This is a genomic window from Algoriphagus boritolerans DSM 17298 = JCM 18970, from assembly GCF_900108085.1.
In the GTDB taxonomy this organism is placed as follows: Bacteria; Bacteroidota; Bacteroidia; order Cytophagales; family Cyclobacteriaceae; genus Algoriphagus; species Algoriphagus boritolerans.
Window position 1 is genome coordinate 81236 of record NZ_FNVR01000009.1, and the last position, 22210, is coordinate 103445.

Here is a 22210-nt window from a genome sequence, read left to right on the forward strand (position 1 = left end):
TCAGTGTTCAAACCTTAGCCAAATCGGTACTCTAAATTTGAGTTAACTGCCTTTTAAAACGGGTTAACTTTTCAATATTTTTTAGACCCGGAGCATCTTCAAATTTCGAGTTGAGATCTACTCCTTGGAGTTGGGGGAGTCGCTCGCGCAAAGCCAAAACTTGGTCCACACTTTCATCATCCAACCCGCCACTCAGTAGGAAGCTTTTGTCGAAGGGATAAGTTTCCAAAATCTTCCAGTCAAATTTCCTTCCTGAGCCTCCATGAGTCGTCGTGGCGGTATCAAACAGAAATTTACTCACAAATGGCAGGTATCCCTCCAGACTTTTCCAATCGATCTCCGCTCCTACTGAAATCACTTTCCAAAGGGCACAATCGGTCTTTTCTGATAAACTTTTGACGAAGTCTGGGGATTCATTTCCATGAAGTTGAACAACTGAAAGCCGGAATTCCTTCACCTTTGTCATGATTTCTTCCTCAGATTCATTGACAAAAACCCCGACTTTTTTGACCGGAGTATCTTTCAGTTCTGCAGCCTTTTCATCCGAAACAAAACGTGGTGACTTGGAATAAAAGATCAACCCCATCCAGTCCGGCTTCACCTTTGAAATCAGACTCCGGATATTATCCGGATCACGCATGCCGCAGACTTTGATCTCCATTATGATTTGCTCAGCTCGGTTGCGGCCAGAAGTTTTCGGTATTCTTTAATAAAATTGTAAGCTGCCTGATCAGGACGGGCTGATTTCATGAATCTTTCTCCTATAAGAAATCCATCATATCCGGCTTTTTTGAGCTCAATCAAGGTTTTGGAATCAGAAATCCCGCTTTCGGAAACTTTCACAAAATTGGACGGAATCTGATTGACCAAATCCAAAGAAGTGTCAAGTGAAACCTCAAAGGTCTTCAGGTTTCGATTGTTTACTCCAACCAGGTCGACGTTTTCGTTGAGGCTTTTTTCAAGCTCTTCTCTGTCATGCACTTCCAAGAGAACTTCCAAACCAAGACTTTTTGCAAAAGAAGCCAATTCTTTCAGTTTGGCAGGTTCCAAAGCCGCAGCGATCAACAAAATGCAATCAGCTCCGATGGACTTAGCTTCTATGATTTGATATTCATCCACCACAAAGTCTTTCCTTAGAATTGGGCAGAAGTTGAATTTTCGAGCAGTTTTCAAGTCTTCATTGGTCCCTCCGAAATATTCCTTGTCAGTGAGGATCGATAATGCTGATGCGCCTGCCTGCATGTAGCCAATACTGACTTTTTCGACGGAAGCTGACCCGTTGATCATTCCCTTGGAAGGAGATTTTCGCTTAAACTCGGCGATGATTCCTGACTTCTCAGGATTGGTCACATACTTTTTAATCGAGACCACTTTCCCTTCGAAATAAATGCTTTGCTCCAACAACTTCACAGGAAGTATGCTGCTTTTCTCGGCTACTTGGCGTCTTTTGTCCGCGATGATTTTTTCTAAAATATTCATTGATTTGATTAAGCTAAAGAAACTGTGGTTTTTGGATTGACTAGACCTTGGAATACACGAAAAGCTTTTCCGCTAAGTAGAACTTCCTCAGCCTGAGCGACTGCATCATGGAAACTCAAGGTATCGCTTGCTGTCACCAGGGCCGCGGCGGCATTTGCAATCACTACTGAATTTTGACTTGGGGTCCCCTCACCTTTTAGGATGTGTTCAAATATTTTTGCAGACTCCTGGACCGTATCTCCGCCGGCAATACTGTCAGCTGATAATCTGCTCAGTCCAAGATTTTCAGGAATGAGCAACTTTTCACCTCGGTTTGAAATCATCTTAAACGGTCCGGTCAAGGATATCTCATCGTAGCCATCCAGCGAATGAAGAATAGAAAATTGACCTTCCATTTCCTGATAGAGATACCCATACAGCCGGGCAAGTTCAAGACTAAATACGCCTACTAATTGTTTTTTGGGGAAGCTTGGATTCACCATTGGCCCAAGCATGTTGAAGAATGTTTTTACACCAAGCTCTTTACGGATTGGAGCGACATTTTTCATTGCCGGATGAAAAAGCGGTGCGTGCAGAAAGCAGATTCCTGCCTCATCCAAAGATCTGCGAATTTCACTGATGTCATTCGTAAAATCATAACCAAAGTACGCCAGAAGGTTGGATGAGCCACAGATTGAAGAAACACCTGTATTTCCATGCTTAGCAACATTTTGTCCTGCTCCCGCCACGATAAAGGATGCCAGTGTAGAAATATTGAAGGTGTCTTTGCCGTCTCCCCCTGTACCACAGAGATCCATGGCATCGTATTCTTGGATCTCCACAGGAATACACAACTCCAACATTGCCTCACGAAATCCCTTTAGCTCCTCCACAGTAATACTACGCATGAGATAGACGGTCATAAAAGCTGCGATCTGACTCGAATTGTACGAACCAGTAGCGAGGTTTTTCAACACGTCCCGTGCTTGATCCTGAGAGAGCGTTTTATGTTCGATCAATTGGTTAAGAATTTCTTTCATTGTAGGTGGGTGGGATGATCATAGATTAGAAATAGGTCTCAAGATTTCAGCCAGTTTTGCATGATTTTGACTCCGTTTTCGGTGAGGATACTTTCCGGGTGAAACTGGACACCTCTTACGTTAAGCTTCTTATGACGTACAGCCATGATCTGCTGATCAGGCGTTCTGGCGATTACTTCGAGATCAGGCGAAAGGGTGGATTCGTCGATGACCCAAGAATGATATCTTCCAATATTAAATGTATCTGGGATTCCTTCGAAAAGCAAGTCCTTTTGAATAGTCACATTGGAAGCCACCCCATGCAGCACTTCAGAAAGGTTGATTAAGCTACCTCCAAAAGCTTCACCGATTGCCTGATGTCCTAGGCAAACACCAAGGATTGATTTAGTTTCGGCATATTGCTTCAGCAATTCAGGCATGATCCCTGCTTCGGATGGAAGCCCGGGCCCTGGGGAAAGGATGATTTTATCATATTGGTCTATATCCTCCAAACTGATTTTATCATTTCGAAAGACATCCATTTTAGTGCCGTACCCCAACTGACGCACGATGTACACCAGGTTATAAGTAAAGGAGTCGTAATTATCGAGGACGAGGATTTTCATTTTTTTGGTTGTAAAGTGTCAAGGTCAGAAAGTTGGAAAGTTTTCCAAAGTCGGGCCTTGTTCAATAGGTTAGGTTTTACTCTTTAAGAATTTGAATTGTTGAAACCTTATTTTTTCAGGGATTAGCAAAATTTAAAACAGGCTTCTTATTTAATCTTTTTTGTTTTTAGATAGGTTACCAAAGCTTTGATTTGTCTGGAAAGTCCAATTAGCTCTTCCTTCAGGATCAGATATTTCTCTTCAGAAACCCGGTTTACTTTGACAAGGAGTGCTAATTGGCTTCTTAACTCTCCGGCTGAACCTTTGGCATATCCAAGAAATTTGACAAACTGAACGCTATTGTTGTATTCAAAACCCTCTGCAATGTTGTTGGAAATAGAAACTGCACTGCCAATCAATTGGTCTCGAGACTTATAGTCATTTTTGAGCGGAGACTGATCAGAGATATTATAAATTTCCACACCTATTTCTATTGCCTTTTGCCAAATAACCAACTCTTCAAAACTATTAACTTTCATATCAATGTCATTTAGGTCATATTCTAAGACAATCGACAAACTCTCCAAAACATTACAACTTTTACACTTTACAACCTTACAACTTAAATCCCTTCCGCCGCTCGCAACGCCACTCGCAACGCCTCAAGTTTATTCGCCACCTCCTGCAGTTCAGAAGGAATCGAGCTTTTCGCTACGACCCCTGCCCCTGCCTGGAATCTGAGCTGATTATTTTCTGAGACAAATGATCGGATTAGAATGGCATGATTGAAGTCTCCATTAAAGCCAAGATACCCGATCGCTCCGCCATAGAATTGCCTGCTGGTATTCTCCAATTCATCGATCAGTTCCATCGCACGGTACTTTGGCGCTCCGCTCAAAGTCCCAGCAGGAAAAGTGTCTGCTACGAGTTGAAGTGGATTGGCTCCTTCCGGAAGATGGCCGGTCACTTTCGAAACGAGATGAATCACATGGGAGTAGAATTGAATTTCTTTGAAAACATCGACCTCCACCTTATCAGAGGATCTGGAAAGATCATTTCTGGCCAAATCCACCAACATCACATGCTCAGAGTTTTCTTTGGGATCGTCGAAAAGCTTTTTGGCCAATTCCGCATCCTCGATATCATTACCGGTTCTCCGGAACGTACCTGCAATCGGGAAAATGGTTGCCTTTTGGTTTTTGACCACAATCTGTGCTTCAGGTGAGCTTCCGAAAACTTTGAAGGATCCGTAATCGAAATAGAATAAATAAGGTGAGGGATTAACAGAACGTAGCGCACGGTAGACATTGAATTCATCCCCTTTGAAGTCGGTAGTGAAGCGTCTTGAAAGCACAATCTGAAAGACATCACCACGAAAACAATGCTCACGACCCTGATTGAGGATTTTGAGAAATTCCTCATCGGTATAATTGGATACTTCTTCGCCGATTTTTTTAAATGAATAGGCTGGAATATTCTTGTTATTGAGCAAGGTCTCGATTTCATCCATGTATTCCGGTTGATCCGCTCCTGCGACACGATGCTCGAACAGGTGTAATTCATTTTTGTAATGATCGACTACAATGATGTTTTGGTACATCGAATACTGCATCATCGGGGTCTCGTTCGGTTTGGTATTTTGAAGTTTGATGTCTTCAAAATAAGCCAAGGTATCGTACTGTATGTATCCAAACAGTCCGTTGGAACTGAATTTAAAAGTATCAGAAGCCGGGTCAAATTTATTCCCAAAAGCTCTCAGGCAGTCCATCAATCGCTTTTTTTCGGAAACCTCATACTCCAAATCCTCACCAACTGGAAGTGTTTCTCTGACCTGCCCTGCATTGAAACTGAAAGTGGCAATGGGATTAAAACAGATAAACGAATAGCTGTTTTCCTGGCCGTGGTAATCGGAGCTTTCCAGCAGAATCGGATTTGCAAACCGATCTCTAATCTGCAGGTAAATGCTCACCGGAGTGATCGTATCCGCCAATCGCTTGCGGTAAGTAGTCAGAATCGGGAATTTTACGTGGCTCATTTGGGGTTGATTTTTTGCATTAAAAAAGGCTTACCGGGAAATCCAGTAAGCCTTTTACTATGTGTTGCACAAATTTTAGGCAACGGCTTTCTGAGCTTTCCCTTGGAAAGTTAAAAAAGACCACCACCAGTACATATTTGCGCTTGATTTCATATTGTAGCCGCAAATTTAGAAAGGGATTGGAGTTTGCAAAGAATCATTTCATTTTTTTCGAAAAAATATTCGATTTCCAAAATACTTGACAGTAAAGTTCGAAACCAATTTCTCAAATTCTTCGTTGAAAAATTCGAAATAACCCAATAAGACATGAAAAAACTTACGCTTTTCTTTTTCGGAATTATTTTCTCCAGTGGAATAGTAAAAGGACAAGAATCCGAATGGAAAACTCCAATGCATGAAGTGAAATTAACTTCCGGTGAATCCGAGGAAGCAGTATTAAATATTGATCCTAGTTTCCGTTTTGCCGATTTGCGCCAGGATGATCGAGTATTTAGATTGTTTTATGATAACAACAACGCAATAATTAAAAGAGCAAGGATAGTGGATCAGCATTCCAACTTAATGGTAGCAAGAGGCCGAGGAAGTTACTTTTGGGGAACGGCAAGATTTGAATTTATCGGAGGGGAAGTTTTCAAAGTAAAATTGGACAGGAACAGAAATGGCTATGAAATTATCGGTCCGAATGGCCCCCTATTCAAAGTGGAAAATTTTGGAATCAGTCCCGTAAAAACCCTAAATGAAAGAGACTTTCTAGCCCAAGCATTTTTTGTTTTTGATCGGATTAAAGTCACTCAAAAACCTCAGGTAAATGTGATTCATTACGCACCGCCAATCACTACATTCAATAATAATCAGTGATTTATTAGCTTTGCAATAAAACAATGGCCAAAGCAATTTCGCAGTATTTCAAGCGAATCTTCGACGATTATCAAGTACTCGTGATGGTCAATCCAACGGATTATTCCGGTATCGAACTCATCGTTCACCCTGACGGAAAAATCGAAAAAACGGAAATGGAGTTTGACGAAGAAATTTTTGATGACTTGGAAGCAGATGAATTCAAACCTTGTGGAGCGTTGGAATTTCAACTGACTTTGGCTAAAGCCTAAATCACAATTCAACTTGTTTTAAAAATTTAAGACAGATTCCAAAAAGAAATCCCGCATTTCGAAACCCTCGAAATGTGGCATCATCTTAATGTAAGTGTGGGTTTGGTCTATTCCTTTTCGAGCTTCCTGTTGAAAAATTGCCTCCGACGAAAATACCTAAATTCAATTTTGAGGTATCTAGCGTAATGTTTCCTGCGGTCGATTTAAGCCCACAATTTTAATGGGCTTAATTGTATTTTTATTCTTGAATTTATCATAGTTTTAGGTGCAATTCGGAATAAACAAGCAGGTATATAAACAAAAAAAGACAGCTCAATAGCTGTCCTTTTTATAATGGTTTTAGAATCAATTAGCTTTTCAACCAATTGATAAACGTCTGATAACCAACTCCAATTTCTCTAGCGAAGGCCGCTTTGGTTTTCTTTCCGGCTGCTTCTACTTTTTTCCATTCTTCTACGATCTTGTTCTTTTCAGAGTCTGAAAAAGATCTTCTCTTACCTGCACCTTTTGAGCTCCCGCTTCCACTCAAAACACTGATCAGATCATTCAATTCATTGACGAATTTACTATCGGTCAAAAACAAACCAGCAGCTTCCAGTTTTTTAATAACTTCATCTTTAGGATTAACAGGTGTCACTGCAATACCTCGTGCAGCTGCTTCATGAAGTTCAATTTTCTTACCCTCTGCCGTAACGTAGATAAATCCATCTGTCTTTTTAAGATCAACGATGGCTTCTTTGATTAATTCTCTCATTTTTTTATAGGATTTATTTGTGTTAATTAAAAATCCTTGCAATATATAAATTGCTTTCTATTCATTAAATAGAATTAAAGAATATTTGCAAAATAAATTCTCCAAAAATAAGCCCTTACTTTAATTCATAGAACCCTTACTTTAATTCATAGAATAGGTCATCAACCAATTTTCAATAAGATTTTTGGTTTTGAATTCCCTGGAAAGAATACTGAAATATGCTTTTTCTAGGCTTCCATCCACAAATCTGGATTCGAAAAGACTCAGGTCACTCTCTTTCAGCAATTTCTTTAGCATTTCATTGAAGGACGCAAAGGATTCGATTTGAAGATCATCTTTACCCGAATAGTCAACTGGGCTCGGAATCAATTCTAAGAAATCCGAATCGGAGGCATAGGAATACCGAATAGTTCCGTCTTGAACCAATTTGAATAAAATAATAGTTTCTTGCTCCGACTTTAATGTTGCTATTTCATCAAACTGTTCATTAAGTCGGATATCCTCAAACAGCGATTCAATTAAAAAATGAATAAAACTTTTCCAGGAATTGAGAATTTCCAAATTAAACCCATACGTTGAATCTTCTATAGAATTGGATTTATATAATTCAAGCTCATAGGAGTTAGCCTTACATAAGGAAGAAAGATTAGACCATTCTTCTCCCAATTGCTGTGCAAGGGGCCAAAAACAAACCAACTTTTTATTATTCATTACGACCTCTTCAAAAAGACGTGAATAAATTTTATTAATAACCCGAACATCTTCTTCATACCATGTCCAGTCCAACTCTGAAAATAAACTAACAGGATCCAAAAGCACAAAATCCGATTTCTGAAAATCTACTTTTTCAAGCCAATCCGAATTCCTATCAAGATGCTGATCCACGAGTACGATACTTTTGATTTTTGAGCTCATAGTTTTTTTGTTAACCGATTAATTTTCATCCATTAATTTTTACCAAAGACCTGAAGCAAGTGTATAATAACCCACAAGAATGCACTGTAGTTTTTATAAGAAATTGCTTCGGTTTCTACGATACTAAAGTACGTTTTAACCTTTTAATAAAATACCTTTTGACACATATTGTCTCAATTTACTTTTTCCTTAACTTTTAAACTAAAAAATCAAAAATCATAGAAAGCCAAAAATCAGTAAAGAGATCAGAAGGCAAGTCGGGAAATTTCCCTAATTTTGAATCCCATAAGATTCCAATTAAAAACACCCACTCTCCATTCTTATGGGCTCATCCACCAAATACGTTTTCATTACCGGAGGAGTCACTTCATCTCTAGGCAAAGGCATAATTGCGGCTTCGTTAGGCAAGCTGTTGCAGTCCAGAGGTTTCAGTGTGACTATCCAAAAATTTGATCCATACCTCAACATTGATCCGGGAACACTCAATCCCTATGAGCATGGCGAATGCTATGTCACTGATGATGGTGCGGAAACCGACTTAGATTTAGGTCATTACGAGCGATTTCTTAATGTGTCTACTTCTCAAAGCAACAACATCACCACAGGCCGGATCTATAATAATGTCATAACCAGGGAGCGAAAGGGTGAATTTCTGGGAAAAACTGTTCAGGTAATCCCTCATATTACAGATGAAATCAAGAGCAACTTTTATAAGCTTGGCCAGGACGGAAAATATGACGTTGTCATTACGGAAATAGGCGGTTGTGTCGGTGATATAGAATCTTTACCTTTTATAGAAGCAGTGCGTCAAGCCCGATGGGATTTGGGCCCAAATAATTTTTTGGTCATTCACCTGATACTCATCCCCTACCTGAAAGCTGCCAAAGAACTTAAAACCAAACCAACTCAGCATTCTGTAAAGCAATTGTTGGAGGCAGGAATTCAGCCTGACATTTTGGTTTGTAGGACAGAATATCATCTTCCCTTGGATGTAAAGAAAAAGTTGGCTCTTTTTTGCAACGTCCAACTCAACAGCGTCATAGAAGCAATGGATGCCGAATCCATTTATGATGTGCCTCTTTTGATGAAAAAGGAAAAGCTGGATGAGCGGGTAATGAATAAGTTAAAGCTTTCGACCAAAACATCCCCCGACCTCGAAACTTGGAAAGATTTTCTTGGGAAATTAAAAAACCCAACTCAGGAAGTGACTATTGGATTGGTTGGAAAATACATTTCGCTTCCGGATTCCTACAAGTCCATTATCGAGTCATTTACCCACGCCGGAGCTTCCGTAGAGTGCAAAGTAAACCTGTTACTCATCTCATCAGAAGAAATTCATCTGGACAACTATGAAAGTAAATTCAAGGAGCTGGATGGAATTTTGGTGGCTCCGGGATTTGGTGAGCGGGGATTTGAGGGGAAAATTGAGACAGTTCGATATGCCCGTGAACATAATATTCCATTCTTCGGCATCTGTCTAGGGATGCAAGTTGCAGTAGTGGAATTTGCAAGAAATGTCTTGGGGTTAGAGCATGCAAATTCGACAGAAATGGACCCTTTTACTCCTCATCCGATTATTGCATTGCTGGAGGAGCAAAAGAAAATTGATCAAATGGGCGGAACTATGCGATTGGGTTCGTATGCTTGCGACCTCAAAAATGGAACTAAGTCCGCCATCGCCTACGGAAAAACCAAAATTCAGGAACGGCATCGGCACAGGTATGAATTTAACAACGCCTACCTCGAGCAGATTCAGAGCAAAGGCATGATCGCAGCCGGTAAAAATCCTGATACAGGCTTGGTAGAAATTATTGAACTCAAAAACCATCCGTGGTTTGTGGGCGTTCAGTTTCATCCAGAATATAAAAGTACGGTACTAAATCCTCATCCTTTGTTTGTGAGATTTATTCAGGCCGCCATTGACAATAAAAAAGTAAAGTAATTGACTTGCACCCTATTGATGGTGTGGAAATAACTAATTATGGATAAAAATCAAGCAACAGGTTTGATCCTTTTTGCAGCGGTCATTTTAATCTACTCCCTGTTTTTTGCGAGTGGACCGGAAGTTCCGCCTATCGAAGAAACTCCGCAGCAAACCGAAGCTCCTGCTTCAATCCTTAACCAGAAATCTGCAAGTGAAACACTTCCGGATAGCCTGGTAGATATACAGCGAACCGCACAGTACGGTGTGTTGGCCGTACTGACACTTGGCGAGGATAAAGACGTGACTCTAGAGAACGATAAGGTATTAATCACCCTATCCACCAAAGGCGCTCAGATAAAAGAAGTGATTTTGAAGGACTTCAAAAGTTGGAACAGTGAGCCTTTGGCACTTTTGGACGAGAAGAGTTCAGTTATGGATTTTTCTTTGGAGACCTCCAAAGGCCCGGTAAGCTTGTCGGATTTCTACTTTACTCCGAATCTCACAGAGGAAGAAGTCGAAGGGGTCAAAACTCAGGTATTAACCTTCACGGCCGGATCTGAATCGGGACAGATTATTAAGAAATATGCGATTGCGGACGGAAGTTATGAAGTAAAAAAATCACTTGAAATTGACCGTTATCAAGGTGTATTTTTAGGAAATTCCCTAAACTTCACGTGGGAGGATCAGGTAGTAGCTCAGGAAAAAGATCTGGCAGAATCCCGACGTCAGACAAAACTCAATTATTTTCTTGCCTCAGAATCCTATGACAACCTGGGTGCAGGAGATGATCCTGAAGAAGAACAAATTTCTGAGCCCGTGAAGTGGATTGGCTTCAGTCAACGATTCTTCACTGCCGGAATTATCGCTGACTCCGTCTTCCAAAATGTAAAAATAGCCCAGTCTACACCTGCGGACTCTTCGATAGTCCGGATCATGTCGGCCTCCTTGACTATACCTGTACAAAATGGGAAAGCAGATCTCAGCTTTTATTTTGGTCCGGATAAATACAAAACCCTCAAAAATGTCACAGAAGGATTTGAAGAAAATGTAGATATGGGATACTTTTTCGTCAGTTGGGTCAACAAATACATCGTTGTTCACCTGTTCGAATTCTTGGAAAAGTATTTCAACAACTATGGAATCATCATCATCCTGATCGTATTGATCATCAAACTTGCACTCACGCCCCTGACTTATAAATCCTACATCGGAATGGCAAAAATGCGGGTGATCAAACCGGAGATCGACGAGCTCAAAGAGAAATACGGTGATGATGCCACTAAAATGCAACAGGAGCAAATGAAGCTCTTTTCGCAGTTGGGGGTAAGTCCAATTTCCGGATGCCTTCCACTATTACTTCAGATGCCTTTTCTGTTTGCGATGTTCTTCTTTTTCCCCAATGCAGTGGAACTTCGGCAGGAATCCTTCCTTTGGGCAAACGATCTCTCCACCTTCGATGAGTTTATCAAGTTGCCGTTTACCATTCCTTTTTATGGTTCTCATGTCAGTTTATTCACTTTGCTGATGACCGTATCACAGATCATTTACACCCATTTCAACAATCAGTTGACAACCGCTACGGGGCCAATGAAAAACCTTGGCTACATCATGCCGGTCATGTTTATGTTCATACTCAACTCTTACCCTGCGGGACTTAGTTTTTATTATTTCGTGTCGAATGTGGTGACATTTGGACAGCAGGCAGTCATTAAACTATTCGTAGATGACAAAAAAATCAGAGCAAAAGTGGAGGAAAGCAAAGCCAAAAATGTCAATAAAAAGAAATCCAAGTTTCAGCAAAGGCTGGAGGACGCAATGAAAGCGGCAGATAATACCCGTAAAAAATAATTCTAAAAAGGAGCTTTCAACGGCTCCTTATTTTTTGTTCTTTTAGGTATTGTCAAAAATCATAATCAGCCCTCCTCGCTGAAAATGAAGGAATTAACGATTTTTCACTTTGGTTCCTTTCCAAAAAAGCACCACCTTCCACAAGTTTCGACCTGAATTTGATTAATATTGAATCAAAATACCCCTTAATTAAACCATGGGAAAAATAATTGCTATAGCCAATCAAAAAGGCGGAGTGGGTAAAACTACCACTGCAATGAACCTTGCGGCCAGTTTGGCTGTCTTGGAGTTTAAAACCCTGGTCATCGATGCTGATCCTCAGGCTAATACTACTTCCGGACTGGGCCACGACCCTAAGTCAATTGAAGCCAGCATCTACGAGTGCATGGTGGATGGTGTCAAAGTCGAAGAAATAATCCGAAAAACTTCACTCGAAAACCTGGATCTAGTTCCTTCACACATTGACTTGGTCGGTGCTGAAGTAGAAATGATAAATCTGGAAAACCGGGAGGAAAAAATGAAGGAAGTGATCTCTTCCCTCAAGGATCTTTATGACTTCATTATTATCGACTGCTCCCCTTCACTGGGATTGATCACGATCAATGCGCTAACTGCGGCAAATTCGGTGATCATTCCTGTGCAATGTGAATATTTTGCCTTGGAAGGGCTGGGCAAATTGCTCAATACGATTAAAATCATCCAAACCCGACTTAATCCGGACTTGGAAATAGAAGGAATCCTACTGACCATGTATGATGTCCGCCTCAGATTGTCCAATCAAGTAGTGGAAGAAGTGAGATTTCATTTCAAAAACATGGTCTTTGACACAATTATTCCCAGGAATGTTCGTCTTTCTGAGTCGCCTAGTTTCGGATTGCCTGTAATCTCCTTTGATGCAGACGGAAAAGGATCAATTGCATATCTCAATCTTGCCGGCGAAATCGCTAAAAAAAATGGTCATCAAAAAGTGACTGAGTAACTATGTCAGAAAATAAGCCCAATCGAAAAAACGCATTAGGAAGAGGCCTTGGGGCACTTTTGGAAGACAGCCCCGCAAAACATAAACCAAATGAAATCCTTCCCGAAATCGCCAAAACAGGAATTTTTGAGATTCCTCTCAGCGAAATTCAGGTAAACCCCTACCAGCCAAGGGTTCATTTCGACAAAAATACACTTCAGGAACTTGCAGATTCGATTCTTGTCCAAGGGATCATCCAGCCTATTACCGTAAGGAAACTTGCACCCAACGAATTTCAGCTTATCTCAGGGGAGCGCCGATTTCAGGCATCCAAACTTGCCGGATTGACGCAAATCCCTGCCTACGTCCGAACTGCAAATGATCAGCAAATGCTGGAAATGGCACTGATCGAAAACATTCAGCGTGAGAACCTAAATGCACTCGAAATTGCTAATTCCTATCAAAGATTATTAGTAGAGTGTAACCTCAAGCAGGAGGAACTTGGTGATCGGGTAGGCAAAAACAGAACAACGGTCAACAATTACCTGCGCCTTCTGAAGCTACCACCCACAATTCAGGCTGCGATTCGGGATCAGCAGATTTCGATGGGACATGCCCGCGCTTTGATCAATATCGAAGACGTGGAAAAGCAGTTGGCTATTTTCAAAAAAGCTGTCGATGAAGAACTAAGTGTGAGAAATGTGGAAGCACTGGTCAAAGCTCTTAATTCCAGAAAAGAAGAAAAGGAAAAGCCTTCAAAGGGTCTTGATCCCGTCCGGAAATACGAAATGAACAAAATACAGCAACGGTTGGCAACTCATTTTGGAACCAAAGTCGCATTAAAAGCAGACGGGAAAAACAAAGGAGAAATCAAAATACCATTTAACTCTGCCACAGATCTCAATCGAATTCTTGAAATTCTCGAAATCATCTGAAAATTTGAGCCGAATTCATTTCCATTCAAAAATCAAAAACAAGACCCCATGGATTTCCTTGGGGATTTTGCTTTTGTTATTTCTGTGGTCAGGCCCAAGCTTTTCTCAAAATCAAGAAGAAACCGAAGAAGTGGAAACACCGGAAGTGGAAAGGCCGGATCTTTCTTCATTACCCAAAAACCCAAGGAAAGCCACTTTACTCTCAGCGATTTTGCCGGGTGCAGGCCAAGTCTATAATAACAAAGCCTGGAAAGTACCCATTCTCTACGCAGGTTTCATGGCTGACATCTATTTTATCAATTTCAACAACAAGCGATACCAAACATTTCGGACAGCACTTTTTGCTTTTGATGATGGGGATAGAAGCCAGTTTCCTTCGCTAAATCGAGAAGCTTTGGTCCGGAACGTTGATTACTGGAGACAAAATCGAGATATGACGATTCTGCTTCTGGCCGCCATCTATGCACTTAATCTGATCGATGCCAATGTGGATGCACACCTTTCAGGGTTCGATATTTCTGATGACATATCCATGAAAATTGAACCTAATGTGGGTACTTTCGCAGCCTCAGGCAATACAATGGGCCTGTCCCTCAAATTTCAACTTAAATAATGAACATTTTAATCCTCGGTTATGGCAAAATGGGGAAAATCATCGGCGAAATCGCTGAATCCCGAGGCCATACCATTACAGCAAAAATCAACATCGATAATCGTGAGGACTTGAATACTCTGGATCCTTCCAAAGTAGATGTGGCAATCGAATTCAGCCAACCTGAAGCGGCAGTGGACAACATCACCTGGGCAATAACAAGAGGAATTCCTGTCGTCTCCGGCACTACCGGCTGGCTTTCCAGAAAAGGAGAAATCGAAGCCTTGACCAAAGCTCAGGATGGTACTTTTTTTTACGCTTCCAATTATAGCATCGGAGTCAATATTTTCTTCAAAGTCAATGAATTTTTGGCCAAACTGATGAATGAGACGAGTGGCTATTCTGCCTCCATTGAAGAAATCCATCATACTGAAAAAAAAGATGCTCCCTCCGGAACTGCAATTACCCTCGCTGAGGGAATTATTCAAAATATGGATAAACTGAAAGAATGGCAATTGAGCGGACACTCGTCCGAAAACGAACAAACTTTACCTATCACTTCAAAGCGGATTGACCCAGCACCCGGAACTCATATTATTCGCTACAGTTCTGAAATTGACCAAATTGAAATTAGCCATACTGCTCACAGCAGGCAGGGGTTTGCCCTTGGCGCAGTTTTGGTCGCAGAGTGGATCAAGGGTAAAAAAGGAGTACTTTCCATGGATGATTTTCTATCTTTCTGAAATTAATTTGAGCACATGAGTCAATCTAAAAATAAAAAATCAGCTACCCGGGAATGGGTTGATGCTTTGGTTTTTGCAGTTGTTGCAGCAAGCTTAATCCGTTGGCTTTTACTTGAGCCGTTTACAATACCTACGGCATCCATGGAAAAGTCACTTTTAGTCGGTGATTTTCTATTTGTAAGTAAAATGCACTACGGCACCCGAATCCCCAAAACCCCACTACAGGTACCCCTGACCCATCAGAAAATCTGGGGAACTGAAATCCCCTCTTATTCTGATGCCATTCAGATTCCCTACCTCAGGCTACCGGGTTTTAGTGATGTGGAGCGAAATGATGTGGTAGTATTCAATTACCCTGTTGAGTTTGAATACCCCAGCGATTTGAAAACCAATTACATCAAGCGGGCCGTTGGCATTGCGGGGGATATCGTAGAAGTCAAACAAGGGCAACTGATCGTCAATGGAGAGAATGCCCCAAATCCCGAGGAAATGCAATATTCCTATGATTTGATCACCAATAGACCATTGACAGTGGATTTTTTTGCGGATTATGACATCAATCCGGAGAGTTTTATGTCCTTCACCAACGGAGCCGGCTATTTGGTCTTCGGGACCGATCAGATGATGGAACGGCTCAAAACCTCTCCGGTAGTCGTCTCGATAAGTAAACGAATCGAAGAACCGGGGGCAAATGACACCTTGATCTTCCCCAAGGGAGCAAATTACGGGTGGAATAGAGATAATTTCGGTCCCTTACAAATTCCTGCTGAGAATATGACCATCGAAATGACTCCTGACAATGTTCAGCGGTATGGTTTTACAATTGAAAAATATGAAGGTCATGATTCGGTTGAAATTCAGGAAGGCACGCTTTTAATCGATGGACAAAAAGTTGAAAGTTACACCTTCAAGCAGAACTATTATTTCATGATGGGCGACAATCGCCACGATTCGTTGGATTCAAGATTTTGGGGGTTTGTCCCTGAAGACCATATTGTGGGCAAGGCTTGGTTCCTTTGGCTCTCTCTGGACAAATACGAATCAATGTTCAATAAAATCAGATGGAGTAGATTCCTGAAAGGAATAAATTAAGCACTAAAAAATCCCGATTTAATCGGGATTTTTTTTACCAAATAACAGGTTGGAGATTCTTTTCTACAAGGTATTGATTGGCTTTAGAAAAGTGTTTGCAACCCAAAAATCCCCGATGTGCTGAGAGTGGGCTGGGATGCGGAGCTTTCAGAATCAGATGTTTGTTTGCATCTATTAATTCCGCTTTTTTCTGAGCGTAGGCCCCCCAAAGCATAAATACAACATTACTCCGCTGGCTACTGACGATCTTAATCACCTCATCCGTAAAAGTCTCCCAACCTTGATTTTGATGGGATCCGGCTTGATTTGCCCGTACAGTGAGTGTCGCATTCAACAAAAATACGCCTTGATTGCTCCACCTTGTCAGATCACCGTTTGGAGGCATGTCTATTCCCAGGTCCGACTTGATTTCTTTAAAGATATTTAAAAGACTGGGAGGAAAGGGCACTCCAGGTTTCACAGAAAATGAAAGCCCATGGGCTTGACCAGGACCATGATACGGATCTTGTCCCAGAATGACTACCTTCACAGCGTCTAAAGGGCAGTGATTAAACGCATTGAAAATTTCTTTTCCCGGAGGGAAAACCTGATTGACCTGATATTCGTCCTTAACAAAAGAAACTAATCGTTGGAAAAAGTTCTTTTCAAAAACATCGCTTAATGCTTTTTTCCAACTATCTTCAATTTTGACTTGCATTTATATTGATTTATTCATTTTAAAATGTAAATTAACTCCCTTTTTAATTCATCATCCAATGGTTATTTCAGTTACAGAAGGAATTAAGGTATGCGTAGAGGTCACTTATCAGGCGGAATTTTCCAGTCCTCATCAGCATCATTACGTATTTACATACAAGGTAACTATTGAAAATAATAGCCAACATACCTATCAACTCTTAAAAAGAAAATGGCAAATTTTTGATGCAGCCGAAGAATCCAAAATTGTAGAGGGCAATGGTGTAGTCGGTCAACAACCCATTCGCGAACCCGGTGATTCACATTCCTATGTTTCGGGATGTAATCTAAAATCCGGACTGGGAAAAATGAAGGGGTCCTATACCATGGAAAAGCTTTTTGACGGAAAATCTATCGAAGTAGAGGTTCCTGAATTTCAGATGATTGCAAACATATTCCATAATTGATTTGAGGGATTGGTTTTTTTTAGCCAAGGCGTATTTTGGCTATTGGTTAAAAAAAGAAGATCGGTTCAGTCAGCAGTCGCCTTTTGTTTTTGACCTATACAGCGGATTGATCCAATTTTTAAAAGCCAAGAAAAAAGGAAACCTTGAGCTCGAACTGTTCAGGAATTCCCTATTGAAGGACTATACCAAGATTGAAGTATTGGATCTGGGTGCAGGATCAAAAAAAGCACCTCATTCGGTTCGGCAGGTAGCAGAAATCACCCGATTTTCAACCAGTGGAATTAAATTTTGTCAACTCTATCAGTTTTTTTGTAGGCTGACTCCAGCTGAACAAGTGATTGAACTGGGCACCTGTGTGGGTATTTCTACCAGATACCTTAGCAAAGTTACCAAAGGCAAACTTTATACTTTGGAGGGTTCGCCGGAAATCCAAAAAGTAGCCACTCGCAACCCAAAACCCCATCATACTGAATTTATCTTGGGACCTATCCATGAAACGCTCCCCACCCTTCTATCCCAAATACCAAAAGTGGATTTCGCATTGATTGATGCAAATCATACCTACGAAGGCACAATTTTCTCTTTTAATTCTATACTTAAAAAAGCACATCCCAAAACAATAATAGCAATCGGTGACATTCATTGGACACCTGAAATGGACCGTGCCTGGAAAGAGATAAAAACTAATCCCAGCGTCAAACTTACTTTTGACTTTTTCGAGTGCGGGATAGTTTTATTTGAATATCCGGGGGGAAAAGTAGATTTAATCTTAGATATCTAACTTTCTCAACTTAATAAAAATCTCAGAACCCATCCTCGCAGGGATGGAATTATAGCAAAGTTCAAATTTTTCAAACTCAAAATACGGTTCAAAATACGCCTTATATTCACCTTCACTACCTCCAAAAGGAGGGCCTTCCGTGCTGAACGTTCTATTAAACAAAACCCCAACCAGCCTTCCATTTGGCTTTAATAATTGATGCATCTTTTTCGCATAGTTGCCCCTAAGCTTGGGATCAAGTGCACAGAAAAACGTCTGTTCCAAAATCAGATCGTAGCTTCCTGTGTGATCAAAGAAGTCCTGATGAAAAACTTGATTGGCAGGGAATGAAGGGTTTTTATCGATAAACTCCTTAATCGGAAGGATAGAAATATCCAGAAGATGAATGTTTTGAAAGCCCAAATCCCAAGCTGAGGCTACTTCATGGGCATTTCCGGCTCCGGGAACGAGAATAGAAAGGGTTTTAGTATCAAGTTGGCAAAGATATTGATAAAGTGGAGGGGAAGGAAATCCAATGTCCCATCCGGTATATCCATTTTGGTAACGGGAAGACCAGAATTCTTCGTCTAAGTTCTGCATATCACAAGCCCTTAACAATTTTAAATTATGAGCACTAATTTCGAAAAGGAATCCGGTTCAAAAAAAGATCAGAATAAGAACATCATTATTATTGTTCTTGTTTTATTAGTCATTATCAGCGGCATCAAGCTCTACACGGACTATGTGGACCGGACAAAAAAAACCGAAGAAATACTTCTCCTTTCAACAGAAAATAACGAGTTGAACCAAAGGCTGGATTCTGTAACCTATCAACTCAACCTCAGAATCCAAGAAATTGAAAAACTTGGGGGTGATATCCAAGCTTTGGAGGCAGTGAGAGACCAATTGATCGCAGAGCGAAATTCTACCCGCCAACGAAGTTCCTCCGAAATTGCAGCTTTGAATGGGAAAATCACAAATCTAAATGGCTTGATTGCTCAGAAAGATCAGGAAATCCTGGAATTAAGAGCGGCGAACCAACAGCTGTTTGCAGAGAACGAGGATTTGAAAACCACCCAGGCTGAAATTGAAGAAGAAGTAGTCCAACTCAATATTCAGAAACAAGACCTGCAAGCCAAAGTCGACGTTGCTTCGATGCTGAAAGCTGAAAACATAACCATTGCAGCTGTAAATTCACGGGGAAAAGAACGAATCGAAACGACCAAAGATTTCAGAAACCGACAAATTGAACGACTGAAAGTGAGCTTTAACATCGCAGATAACAAAGTCGCTGAGAAAGGCCCAAGAAATGTCTATGTACAAGTATTGGACGGTAACGCCCAGCCGATTTTCGATGTGGCAAAAGGTTCAGGCACCTTCATGATCGATGGAGTAGAACAATTTTACACCGTAAAACAGGACATTATTTTTGATAATTCGGAGCAAGAATTAACATTCTATTATGAAAAAGGATCTGATTATTCCTCAGGAAACCATGAGGTAAGAATATTTGTAGACAACTATCAGGTTGGTTCAAAGACCTTTACAGTAAAATAATCAAAAGCGCCCCAAAAAAGCCTCCTTTTTGGAGGCTTTTTTGATTTATAGCTATAGGGAATCGCGACAATGATTTGGATTACAGCGGCATTTACTCTACTTTTGCGGTCTGTTTATTCAAATTCCTTAAACACATTAAAAAAATGTTCCAAAGAAATTATGAGACGGTATTCATTTTAACTCCCGTTTTGTCTGATGTTCAGATGAAGGATACCGTCGACAAGTTTGTAAGCTTGTTAAAAGAAGAGGGGGCAGATGTTATCAATGTGGAGAACTGGGGTCTTAAAAAAATGGCATACACCATTGAAAAAAAGACAACAGGGTTTTACGTGCTGGTAGAGTTCAAGGCCGATCCCACTATCATCCGCAAGTTTGAGCTTGAGCTTAGACGCGATGAGAAAGTGATGCGATTCTTGACTACTGTGTTGGACAAGCATTCAATTGCTTACGCTGACAGAAGAAGAAAAGGAGAGTTTAACAAAAAAGTAGAAGTTAAAGAGGAAGCCTAATGACACTAGTAAACGAACCCATCAACAGAGGCGAAATCAGGAAGAAATATTGCCGATTCAAGAAGCACGGTATCAAGTATATCGACTACAAGGATCCCAACTTCCTTTTAAAATTCGTAAACGAGCAAGGTAAAATCCTTCCGAGAAGACTTACCGGTAACTCTGCGAAATACCAGAGAAAAGTAGCCCAAGCTATCAAAAAAGCAAGACATTTGGCTTTGTTGCCATTCGTAACCGATGGTTTGAAATAATTCGGTCTTGTATCGTTCAATCACAAAAGATCATTACAAATGGATATCATTCTAAAAACAGACATAAAAGGTCTTGGATACAAAAACGACCTAGTAGTAGTAAAACCTGGGTATGGTAGGAATTACTTAATTCCTCAGGGCTTTGCAGTCTTGGCTACAGACTCAAACAGAAAAATTCTTGCTGAAAACATCAAGCAGGCAGCTCATAAAGCTGAAAAGATCAAAACTGAAGCTGAAAATATTGCTGCACAGCTTGCTGATGTTACCCTTGACATCAAAGCTAAAATTGGCGATTCTGGAAAAATCTTCGGAAAGGTAACTACGCTTCAGATTTCTGATGCACTAGCTACCCAGGGTTTTGTAATTGACAGAAAGAAAATATCAATCGGAGTACCTGTAAATGGTGCAGGTGAATTTTCAGCTGACATTGATCTTCACAGAGAAGTAAAAACAAAAGTTAAGTTTATTGTCTCCGGAGAATAAATTAATCTTAAAACCAAAAAAAGCTCGCTGAAACAGCGAGCTTTTTTTGGTTTAAGCCAACGCTTTTTCCAGATCTTCTACCAATTTTTTCGATACTGACTTTGCATTTTTCTCCCGAGCCCCTTTGAATGCAGCCAATGCTTGGGATGCCTTTTCAATGACTCCGACAGGATTTTGGTCATTTTGAAAACTTACCCAACACCAACTGAGATCAGCCGCCAAATCTGCATGCTTTAATTTCCCTAATTTTTCAATGACTTCAGCCACCAGTTTTTCCATTTTTTCCGCCTTCATAGCACAATATAATTTTAGTTTAGTTTTCAAATTTGAAACAAAACAATACAAATATTTTCATTCAATCAATACAACTAGATAAAAGTTAATAAAAAGACAAATTTCAATCGATTTCGTTCTTAATATATTCGTAGGTCTTACTTCTCCTAGGGTAAATTTCTGAGTTATACTAATCGCTTCCCCAGAAACACTTTTTCTACCTGAATGCAAGTAAATTACGACTCAACTTCAAAAATCTTTAACAGGCCATTTGGAAAAAATAAGTCAAGAATCTACCTTTGTGACACTTTAAGAAAAACGATGTTTTTCTAATGATCAAAATTGGCTGATGGTGTAACTGGCAACACGTCTGATTTTGGTTCAGAAGAGTCCAGGTTCGAGCCCTGGTCGGCCAACAAAAGCTTCCCGTTCAAGGGAAGCTTTTTTATTTTATCGGCTTTACCTCAGTTGAATCAATATGGTCTTGATTCATTTTTAAAAGTCTCAACCGATAGGCATTCATGGCAAATTGACCTAAGTGCTCGGTAAGTTTATAATTGGCGATTGCCCCCACTCCTGCTCCAATGATTGGAACCAGCTGAGCAAGCTTAGCCAAATCAATGTAATCCCGGTAATCCAATTGAAATGTCCTCCAGTCAAAGTCTTTCATTTCCTTGGGCAAGTCGTTTCGGAAATCCTCCCAATTTTCAATCAACCCCACCAGTTCATTTCGTCGTTTTTGGTCTGAAAAGCTGAGCTGAAAGATGTAAAGCAGAAACAAGCGCTCATGATAATCTTTGGTATTCGCACCATAGAGCGCTGCAATATCAAACAGCATTTTCATCTTGATTGTCAAAAAAGCAGGGAAATCCACGAATCCCAATAAAATCCCACCTGCGCCGGTAATTGCCCCCTCAGCAGAAGCTGTATTTCGATACCACTTGATTCGCTCCCGAACCCTATTTTCACGAATCATAAGATTCAGGCTTTGGTCTGCTTTTGGAACGATCCAAGCAGAACCTGTGATTACGGCTTTCACCATATTTTCAATTGCAACTGTTATGGCTTTATGGATCTTTTCAGGGATGATCGAATTGATCTTGCCTTGTACCCCATGAGTCATCCGACTGAATAAGCCAGGAGGTTTTTTTAACTCATACAGCCAAAGCCCAACTTCCGCATCAATGTAGTGCTGATATGAATCCATCCTTTTCATTCTATAGATAAATAAATCTTATTTTTGGTGTT

The 22210-nt window shown here is 40.5% G+C and carries 27 protein-coding genes and 1 tRNA gene; 16 read left to right on the forward strand and 12 right to left on the reverse strand.

Annotated features, from left to right (window positions below; translation table 11 throughout):
* Nucleotides 1-31: 31 nt before the first annotated feature.
* From C4S61_RS10250 to C4S61_RS10275, 6 genes are all read right to left on the reverse strand, one after another.
* Nucleotides 32-661, reverse strand: a complete 630-nt coding sequence (locus C4S61_RS10250) for a phosphoribosylanthranilate isomerase (protein WP_103924712.1) — start codon at nucleotides 659-661, stop codon at nucleotides 32-34.
* Nucleotides 661-1479 (reverse strand): indole-3-glycerol phosphate synthase TrpC, encoded by an 819-nt coding sequence (gene trpC / locus C4S61_RS10255; RefSeq protein WP_103924713.1) that lies wholly within the window; start codon nucleotides 1477-1479, stop codon nucleotides 661-663. Before trpC ends, C4S61_RS10250 begins: the two co-directional genes overlap by 1 nt.
* An 8-nt stretch (nucleotides 1480-1487) precedes the next feature.
* The gene (gene trpD, locus C4S61_RS10260; protein ID WP_103924714.1) at nucleotides 1488-2498 is read right to left on the reverse strand and encodes an anthranilate phosphoribosyltransferase; all 1011 of its coding nucleotides are present in this window, start codon (nucleotides 2496-2498) and stop codon (nucleotides 1488-1490) included.
* Between the two features lie 38 nt (nucleotides 2499-2536).
* A complete protein-coding gene (locus C4S61_RS10265) occupies nucleotides 2537-3103 on the reverse strand; it encodes an anthranilate synthase component II (protein WP_103924715.1) in 567 nt (188 codons plus the stop codon).
* A gap of 146 nt (nucleotides 3104-3249) precedes the next feature.
* Nucleotides 3250-3621, reverse strand: coding sequence for a four helix bundle protein (locus tag C4S61_RS10270; RefSeq protein ID WP_103924716.1), 372 nt, complete (start codon nucleotides 3619-3621; stop codon nucleotides 3250-3252).
* 83 nt (nucleotides 3622-3704) lie between these two features.
* Nucleotides 3705-5117 (reverse strand): anthranilate synthase component I family protein, encoded by a 1413-nt coding sequence (locus tag C4S61_RS10275; protein ID WP_103924717.1) that lies wholly within the window; start codon nucleotides 5115-5117, stop codon nucleotides 3705-3707.
* Between the two features lie 306 nt (nucleotides 5118-5423).
* On the opposite strand from C4S61_RS10275, the gene C4S61_RS10280 reads away from it, so the two are divergent.
* Complete coding sequence (locus tag C4S61_RS10280; RefSeq protein ID WP_103924718.1) at nucleotides 5424-5975, forward strand: hypothetical protein; 552 nt, start codon at nucleotides 5424-5426, stop codon at nucleotides 5973-5975.
* A 23-nt stretch (nucleotides 5976-5998) separates the two neighbouring features.
* Complete coding sequence (locus C4S61_RS10285) at nucleotides 5999-6226, forward strand: hypothetical protein (RefSeq protein WP_103924719.1); 228 nt, start codon at nucleotides 5999-6001, stop codon at nucleotides 6224-6226.
* Nucleotides 6227-6575: 349 nt separating this feature from the next.
* On the opposite strand, the gene C4S61_RS10290 is transcribed toward C4S61_RS10285, so the two are convergent.
* Both C4S61_RS10290 and C4S61_RS10295 read right to left on the reverse strand, forming a co-directional pair.
* Nucleotides 6576-7022, reverse strand: coding sequence for a hypothetical protein (locus C4S61_RS10290; RefSeq protein WP_103924720.1), 447 nt, complete (start codon nucleotides 7020-7022; stop codon nucleotides 6576-6578).
* 99 nt (nucleotides 7023-7121) lie between these two features.
* The gene (locus tag C4S61_RS10295) at nucleotides 7122-7895 is read right to left on the reverse strand and encodes a hypothetical protein (RefSeq protein WP_103924721.1); all 774 of its coding nucleotides are present in this window, start codon (nucleotides 7893-7895) and stop codon (nucleotides 7122-7124) included.
* A 322-nt stretch (nucleotides 7896-8217) separates the two neighbouring features.
* On the opposite strand from C4S61_RS10295, the gene C4S61_RS10300 reads away from it, so the two are divergent.
* The 7 genes from C4S61_RS10300 to lepB all read left to right on the forward strand — a co-directional run bounded on the left by C4S61_RS10300 (nucleotide 8218) and on the right by lepB (nucleotide 15987).
* Complete coding sequence (locus C4S61_RS10300) at nucleotides 8218-9837, forward strand: CTP synthase (RefSeq protein WP_103924722.1); 1620 nt, start codon at nucleotides 8218-8220, stop codon at nucleotides 9835-9837.
* 39 nt (nucleotides 9838-9876) lie between these two features.
* Nucleotides 9877-11667 (forward strand): membrane protein insertase YidC, encoded by a 1791-nt coding sequence (gene yidC / locus C4S61_RS10305; protein WP_103924723.1) that lies wholly within the window; start codon nucleotides 9877-9879, stop codon nucleotides 11665-11667.
* A gap of 196 nt (nucleotides 11668-11863) precedes the next feature.
* The gene (locus tag C4S61_RS10310) at nucleotides 11864-12646 is read left to right on the forward strand and encodes a ParA family protein (protein WP_103924724.1); all 783 of its coding nucleotides are present in this window, start codon (nucleotides 11864-11866) and stop codon (nucleotides 12644-12646) included.
* Nucleotides 12647-12648: 2 nt separating this feature from the next.
* Entirely contained in the window at nucleotides 12649-13560 is a 912-nt protein-coding gene (locus C4S61_RS10315) for a ParB/RepB/Spo0J family partition protein (RefSeq protein WP_103924725.1), read from the forward strand.
* 4 nt (nucleotides 13561-13564) lie between these two features.
* Nucleotides 13565-14173, forward strand: coding sequence for a DUF5683 domain-containing protein (locus C4S61_RS10320; RefSeq protein ID WP_235009922.1), 609 nt, complete (start codon nucleotides 13565-13567; stop codon nucleotides 14171-14173).
* A complete protein-coding gene (dapB, locus tag C4S61_RS10325) occupies nucleotides 14173-14895 on the forward strand; it encodes a 4-hydroxy-tetrahydrodipicolinate reductase (protein ID WP_103924726.1) in 723 nt (240 codons plus the stop codon). The genes C4S61_RS10320 and dapB overlap by 1 nt, the downstream gene beginning before the upstream one ends.
* Before the next feature lie 15 nt (nucleotides 14896-14910).
* A complete protein-coding gene (gene lepB, locus C4S61_RS10330) occupies nucleotides 14911-15987 on the forward strand; it encodes a signal peptidase I (protein WP_103924727.1) in 1077 nt (358 codons plus the stop codon).
* 34 nt (nucleotides 15988-16021) lie between these two features.
* Here lepB and ung read toward each other — a convergent pair whose 3' ends face one another.
* Nucleotides 16022-16684 (reverse strand): uracil-DNA glycosylase, encoded by a 663-nt coding sequence (ung, locus tag C4S61_RS10335; protein WP_103924728.1) that lies wholly within the window; start codon nucleotides 16682-16684, stop codon nucleotides 16022-16024.
* A gap of 58 nt (nucleotides 16685-16742) precedes the next feature.
* Between ung and apaG the strand changes: the two genes are divergently transcribed.
* Nucleotides 16743-17129: a Co2+/Mg2+ efflux protein ApaG gene (apaG, locus tag C4S61_RS10340; RefSeq protein WP_103924729.1), complete on the forward strand. Its 387-nt coding sequence runs from the start codon at nucleotides 16743-16745 to the stop codon at nucleotides 17127-17129.
* Complete coding sequence (locus C4S61_RS10345) at nucleotides 17107-17910, forward strand: O-methyltransferase (RefSeq protein WP_235009924.1); 804 nt, start codon at nucleotides 17107-17109, stop codon at nucleotides 17908-17910. Before apaG ends, C4S61_RS10345 begins: the two co-directional genes overlap by 23 nt.
* Here the strand turns inward: C4S61_RS10345 and C4S61_RS10350 are convergent.
* On the reverse strand, nucleotides 17899-18489 hold the full coding sequence (locus tag C4S61_RS10350; protein ID WP_103924731.1) for a class I SAM-dependent methyltransferase: 591 nt from the start codon (nucleotides 18487-18489) through the stop codon (nucleotides 17899-17901). The two genes, C4S61_RS10345 and C4S61_RS10350, sit on opposite strands and share 12 nt — an antisense overlap.
* Before the next feature lie 27 nt (nucleotides 18490-18516).
* Between C4S61_RS10350 and C4S61_RS10355 the strand changes: the two genes are divergently transcribed.
* From C4S61_RS10355 to rplI, 4 genes are all read left to right on the forward strand, one after another.
* Nucleotides 18517-19446, forward strand: coding sequence for a hypothetical protein (locus C4S61_RS10355; protein ID WP_103924732.1), 930 nt, complete (start codon nucleotides 18517-18519; stop codon nucleotides 19444-19446).
* Between the two features lie 143 nt (nucleotides 19447-19589).
* Nucleotides 19590-19955, forward strand: a complete 366-nt coding sequence (gene rpsF / locus C4S61_RS10360) for a 30S ribosomal protein S6 (protein WP_103924733.1) — start codon at nucleotides 19590-19592, stop codon at nucleotides 19953-19955.
* Complete coding sequence (rpsR, locus tag C4S61_RS10365) at nucleotides 19955-20206, forward strand: 30S ribosomal protein S18 (protein ID WP_092729973.1); 252 nt, start codon at nucleotides 19955-19957, stop codon at nucleotides 20204-20206. The genes rpsF and rpsR overlap by 1 nt, the downstream gene beginning before the upstream one ends.
* A 39-nt stretch (nucleotides 20207-20245) precedes the next feature.
* Nucleotides 20246-20689 carry a 50S ribosomal protein L9 gene (gene rplI / locus C4S61_RS10370; RefSeq protein WP_103924734.1) on the forward strand — a complete coding sequence of 148 codons (444 nt, stop codon included), beginning with the start codon at nucleotides 20246-20248 and terminating at the stop codon, nucleotides 20687-20689.
* A 51-nt stretch (nucleotides 20690-20740) separates the two neighbouring features.
* On the opposite strand, the gene C4S61_RS10375 is transcribed toward rplI, so the two are convergent.
* On the reverse strand, nucleotides 20741-20983 hold the full coding sequence (locus C4S61_RS10375) for a hypothetical protein (protein ID WP_103924735.1): 243 nt from the start codon (nucleotides 20981-20983) through the stop codon (nucleotides 20741-20743).
* Between the two features lie 322 nt (nucleotides 20984-21305).
* Here C4S61_RS10375 and C4S61_RS10380 point away from each other — a divergent pair.
* A tRNA-Gln gene (locus C4S61_RS10380) sits at nucleotides 21306-21378 on the forward strand.
* 29 nt (nucleotides 21379-21407) lie between these two features.
* On the opposite strand, the gene C4S61_RS10385 is transcribed toward C4S61_RS10380, so the two are convergent.
* Nucleotides 21408-22169 (reverse strand): EcsC family protein, encoded by a 762-nt coding sequence (locus tag C4S61_RS10385; protein WP_103924765.1) that lies wholly within the window; start codon nucleotides 22167-22169, stop codon nucleotides 21408-21410.
* Between the last annotated feature and the right edge of the window lie 41 nt (nucleotides 22170-22210).

What these genes read in the sequence shown, in the direction of transcription:
- C4S61_RS10250 (WP_103924712.1), bottom strand. Translation starts at nt 661, where the DNA reads ATGGAGATCAAAGTCTGCGGCATGCGTGATCCGGATAATATCCGGAGT.
- trpC (WP_103924713.1), bottom strand. Translation starts at nt 1,479, where the DNA reads ATGAATATTTTAGAAAAAATCATCGCGGACAAAAGACGCCAAGTAGCC.
- trpD (WP_103924714.1), bottom strand. Translation starts at nt 2,498, where the DNA reads ATGAAAGAAATTCTTAACCAATTGATCGAACATAAAACGCTCTCTCAG.
- C4S61_RS10265 (WP_103924715.1), bottom strand. Translation starts at nt 3,103, where the DNA reads ATGAAAATCCTCGTCCTCGATAATTACGACTCCTTTACTTATAACCTG.
- C4S61_RS10270 (WP_103924716.1), bottom strand. Translation starts at nt 3,621, where the DNA reads ATGAAAGTTAATAGTTTTGAAGAGTTGGTTATTTGGCAAAAGGCAATA.
- C4S61_RS10275 (WP_103924717.1), bottom strand. Translation starts at nt 5,117, where the DNA reads ATGAGCCACGTAAAATTCCCGATTCTGACTACTTACCGCAAGCGATTG.
- C4S61_RS10280 (WP_103924718.1), top strand. Translation starts at nt 5,424, where the DNA reads ATGAAAAAACTTACGCTTTTCTTTTTCGGAATTATTTTCTCCAGTGGA.
- C4S61_RS10285 (WP_103924719.1), top strand. Translation starts at nt 5,999, where the DNA reads ATGGCCAAAGCAATTTCGCAGTATTTCAAGCGAATCTTCGACGATTAT.
- C4S61_RS10295 (WP_103924721.1), bottom strand. Translation starts at nt 7,895, where the DNA reads ATGAGCTCAAAAATCAAAAGTATCGTACTCGTGGATCAGCATCTTGAT.
- C4S61_RS10300 (WP_103924722.1), top strand. Translation starts at nt 8,218, where the DNA reads ATGGGCTCATCCACCAAATACGTTTTCATTACCGGAGGAGTCACTTCA.
- yidC (WP_103924723.1), top strand. Translation starts at nt 9,877, where the DNA reads ATGGATAAAAATCAAGCAACAGGTTTGATCCTTTTTGCAGCGGTCATT.
- C4S61_RS10310 (WP_103924724.1), top strand. Translation starts at nt 11,864, where the DNA reads ATGGGAAAAATAATTGCTATAGCCAATCAAAAAGGCGGAGTGGGTAAA.
- C4S61_RS10315 (WP_103924725.1), top strand. Translation starts at nt 12,649, where the DNA reads ATGTCAGAAAATAAGCCCAATCGAAAAAACGCATTAGGAAGAGGCCTT.
- dapB (WP_103924726.1), top strand. Translation starts at nt 14,173, where the DNA reads ATGAACATTTTAATCCTCGGTTATGGCAAAATGGGGAAAATCATCGGC.
- lepB (WP_103924727.1), top strand. Translation starts at nt 14,911, where the DNA reads ATGAGTCAATCTAAAAATAAAAAATCAGCTACCCGGGAATGGGTTGAT.
- ung (WP_103924728.1), bottom strand. Translation starts at nt 16,684, where the DNA reads ATGCAAGTCAAAATTGAAGATAGTTGGAAAAAAGCATTAAGCGATGTT.
- apaG (WP_103924729.1), top strand. Translation starts at nt 16,743, where the DNA reads ATGGTTATTTCAGTTACAGAAGGAATTAAGGTATGCGTAGAGGTCACT.
- C4S61_RS10350 (WP_103924731.1), bottom strand. Translation starts at nt 18,489, where the DNA reads ATGCAGAACTTAGACGAAGAATTCTGGTCTTCCCGTTACCAAAATGGA.
- C4S61_RS10355 (WP_103924732.1), top strand. Translation starts at nt 18,517, where the DNA reads ATGAGCACTAATTTCGAAAAGGAATCCGGTTCAAAAAAAGATCAGAAT.
- rpsF (WP_103924733.1), top strand. Translation starts at nt 19,590, where the DNA reads ATGTTCCAAAGAAATTATGAGACGGTATTCATTTTAACTCCCGTTTTG.
- rpsR (WP_092729973.1), top strand. Translation starts at nt 19,955, where the DNA reads ATGACACTAGTAAACGAACCCATCAACAGAGGCGAAATCAGGAAGAAA.
- rplI (WP_103924734.1), top strand. Translation starts at nt 20,246, where the DNA reads ATGGATATCATTCTAAAAACAGACATAAAAGGTCTTGGATACAAAAAC.
- C4S61_RS10375 (WP_103924735.1), bottom strand. Translation starts at nt 20,983, where the DNA reads ATGAAGGCGGAAAAAATGGAAAAACTGGTGGCTGAAGTCATTGAAAAA.
- C4S61_RS10385 (WP_103924765.1), bottom strand. Translation starts at nt 22,169, where the DNA reads ATGGATTCATATCAGCACTACATTGATGCGGAAGTTGGGCTTTGGCTG.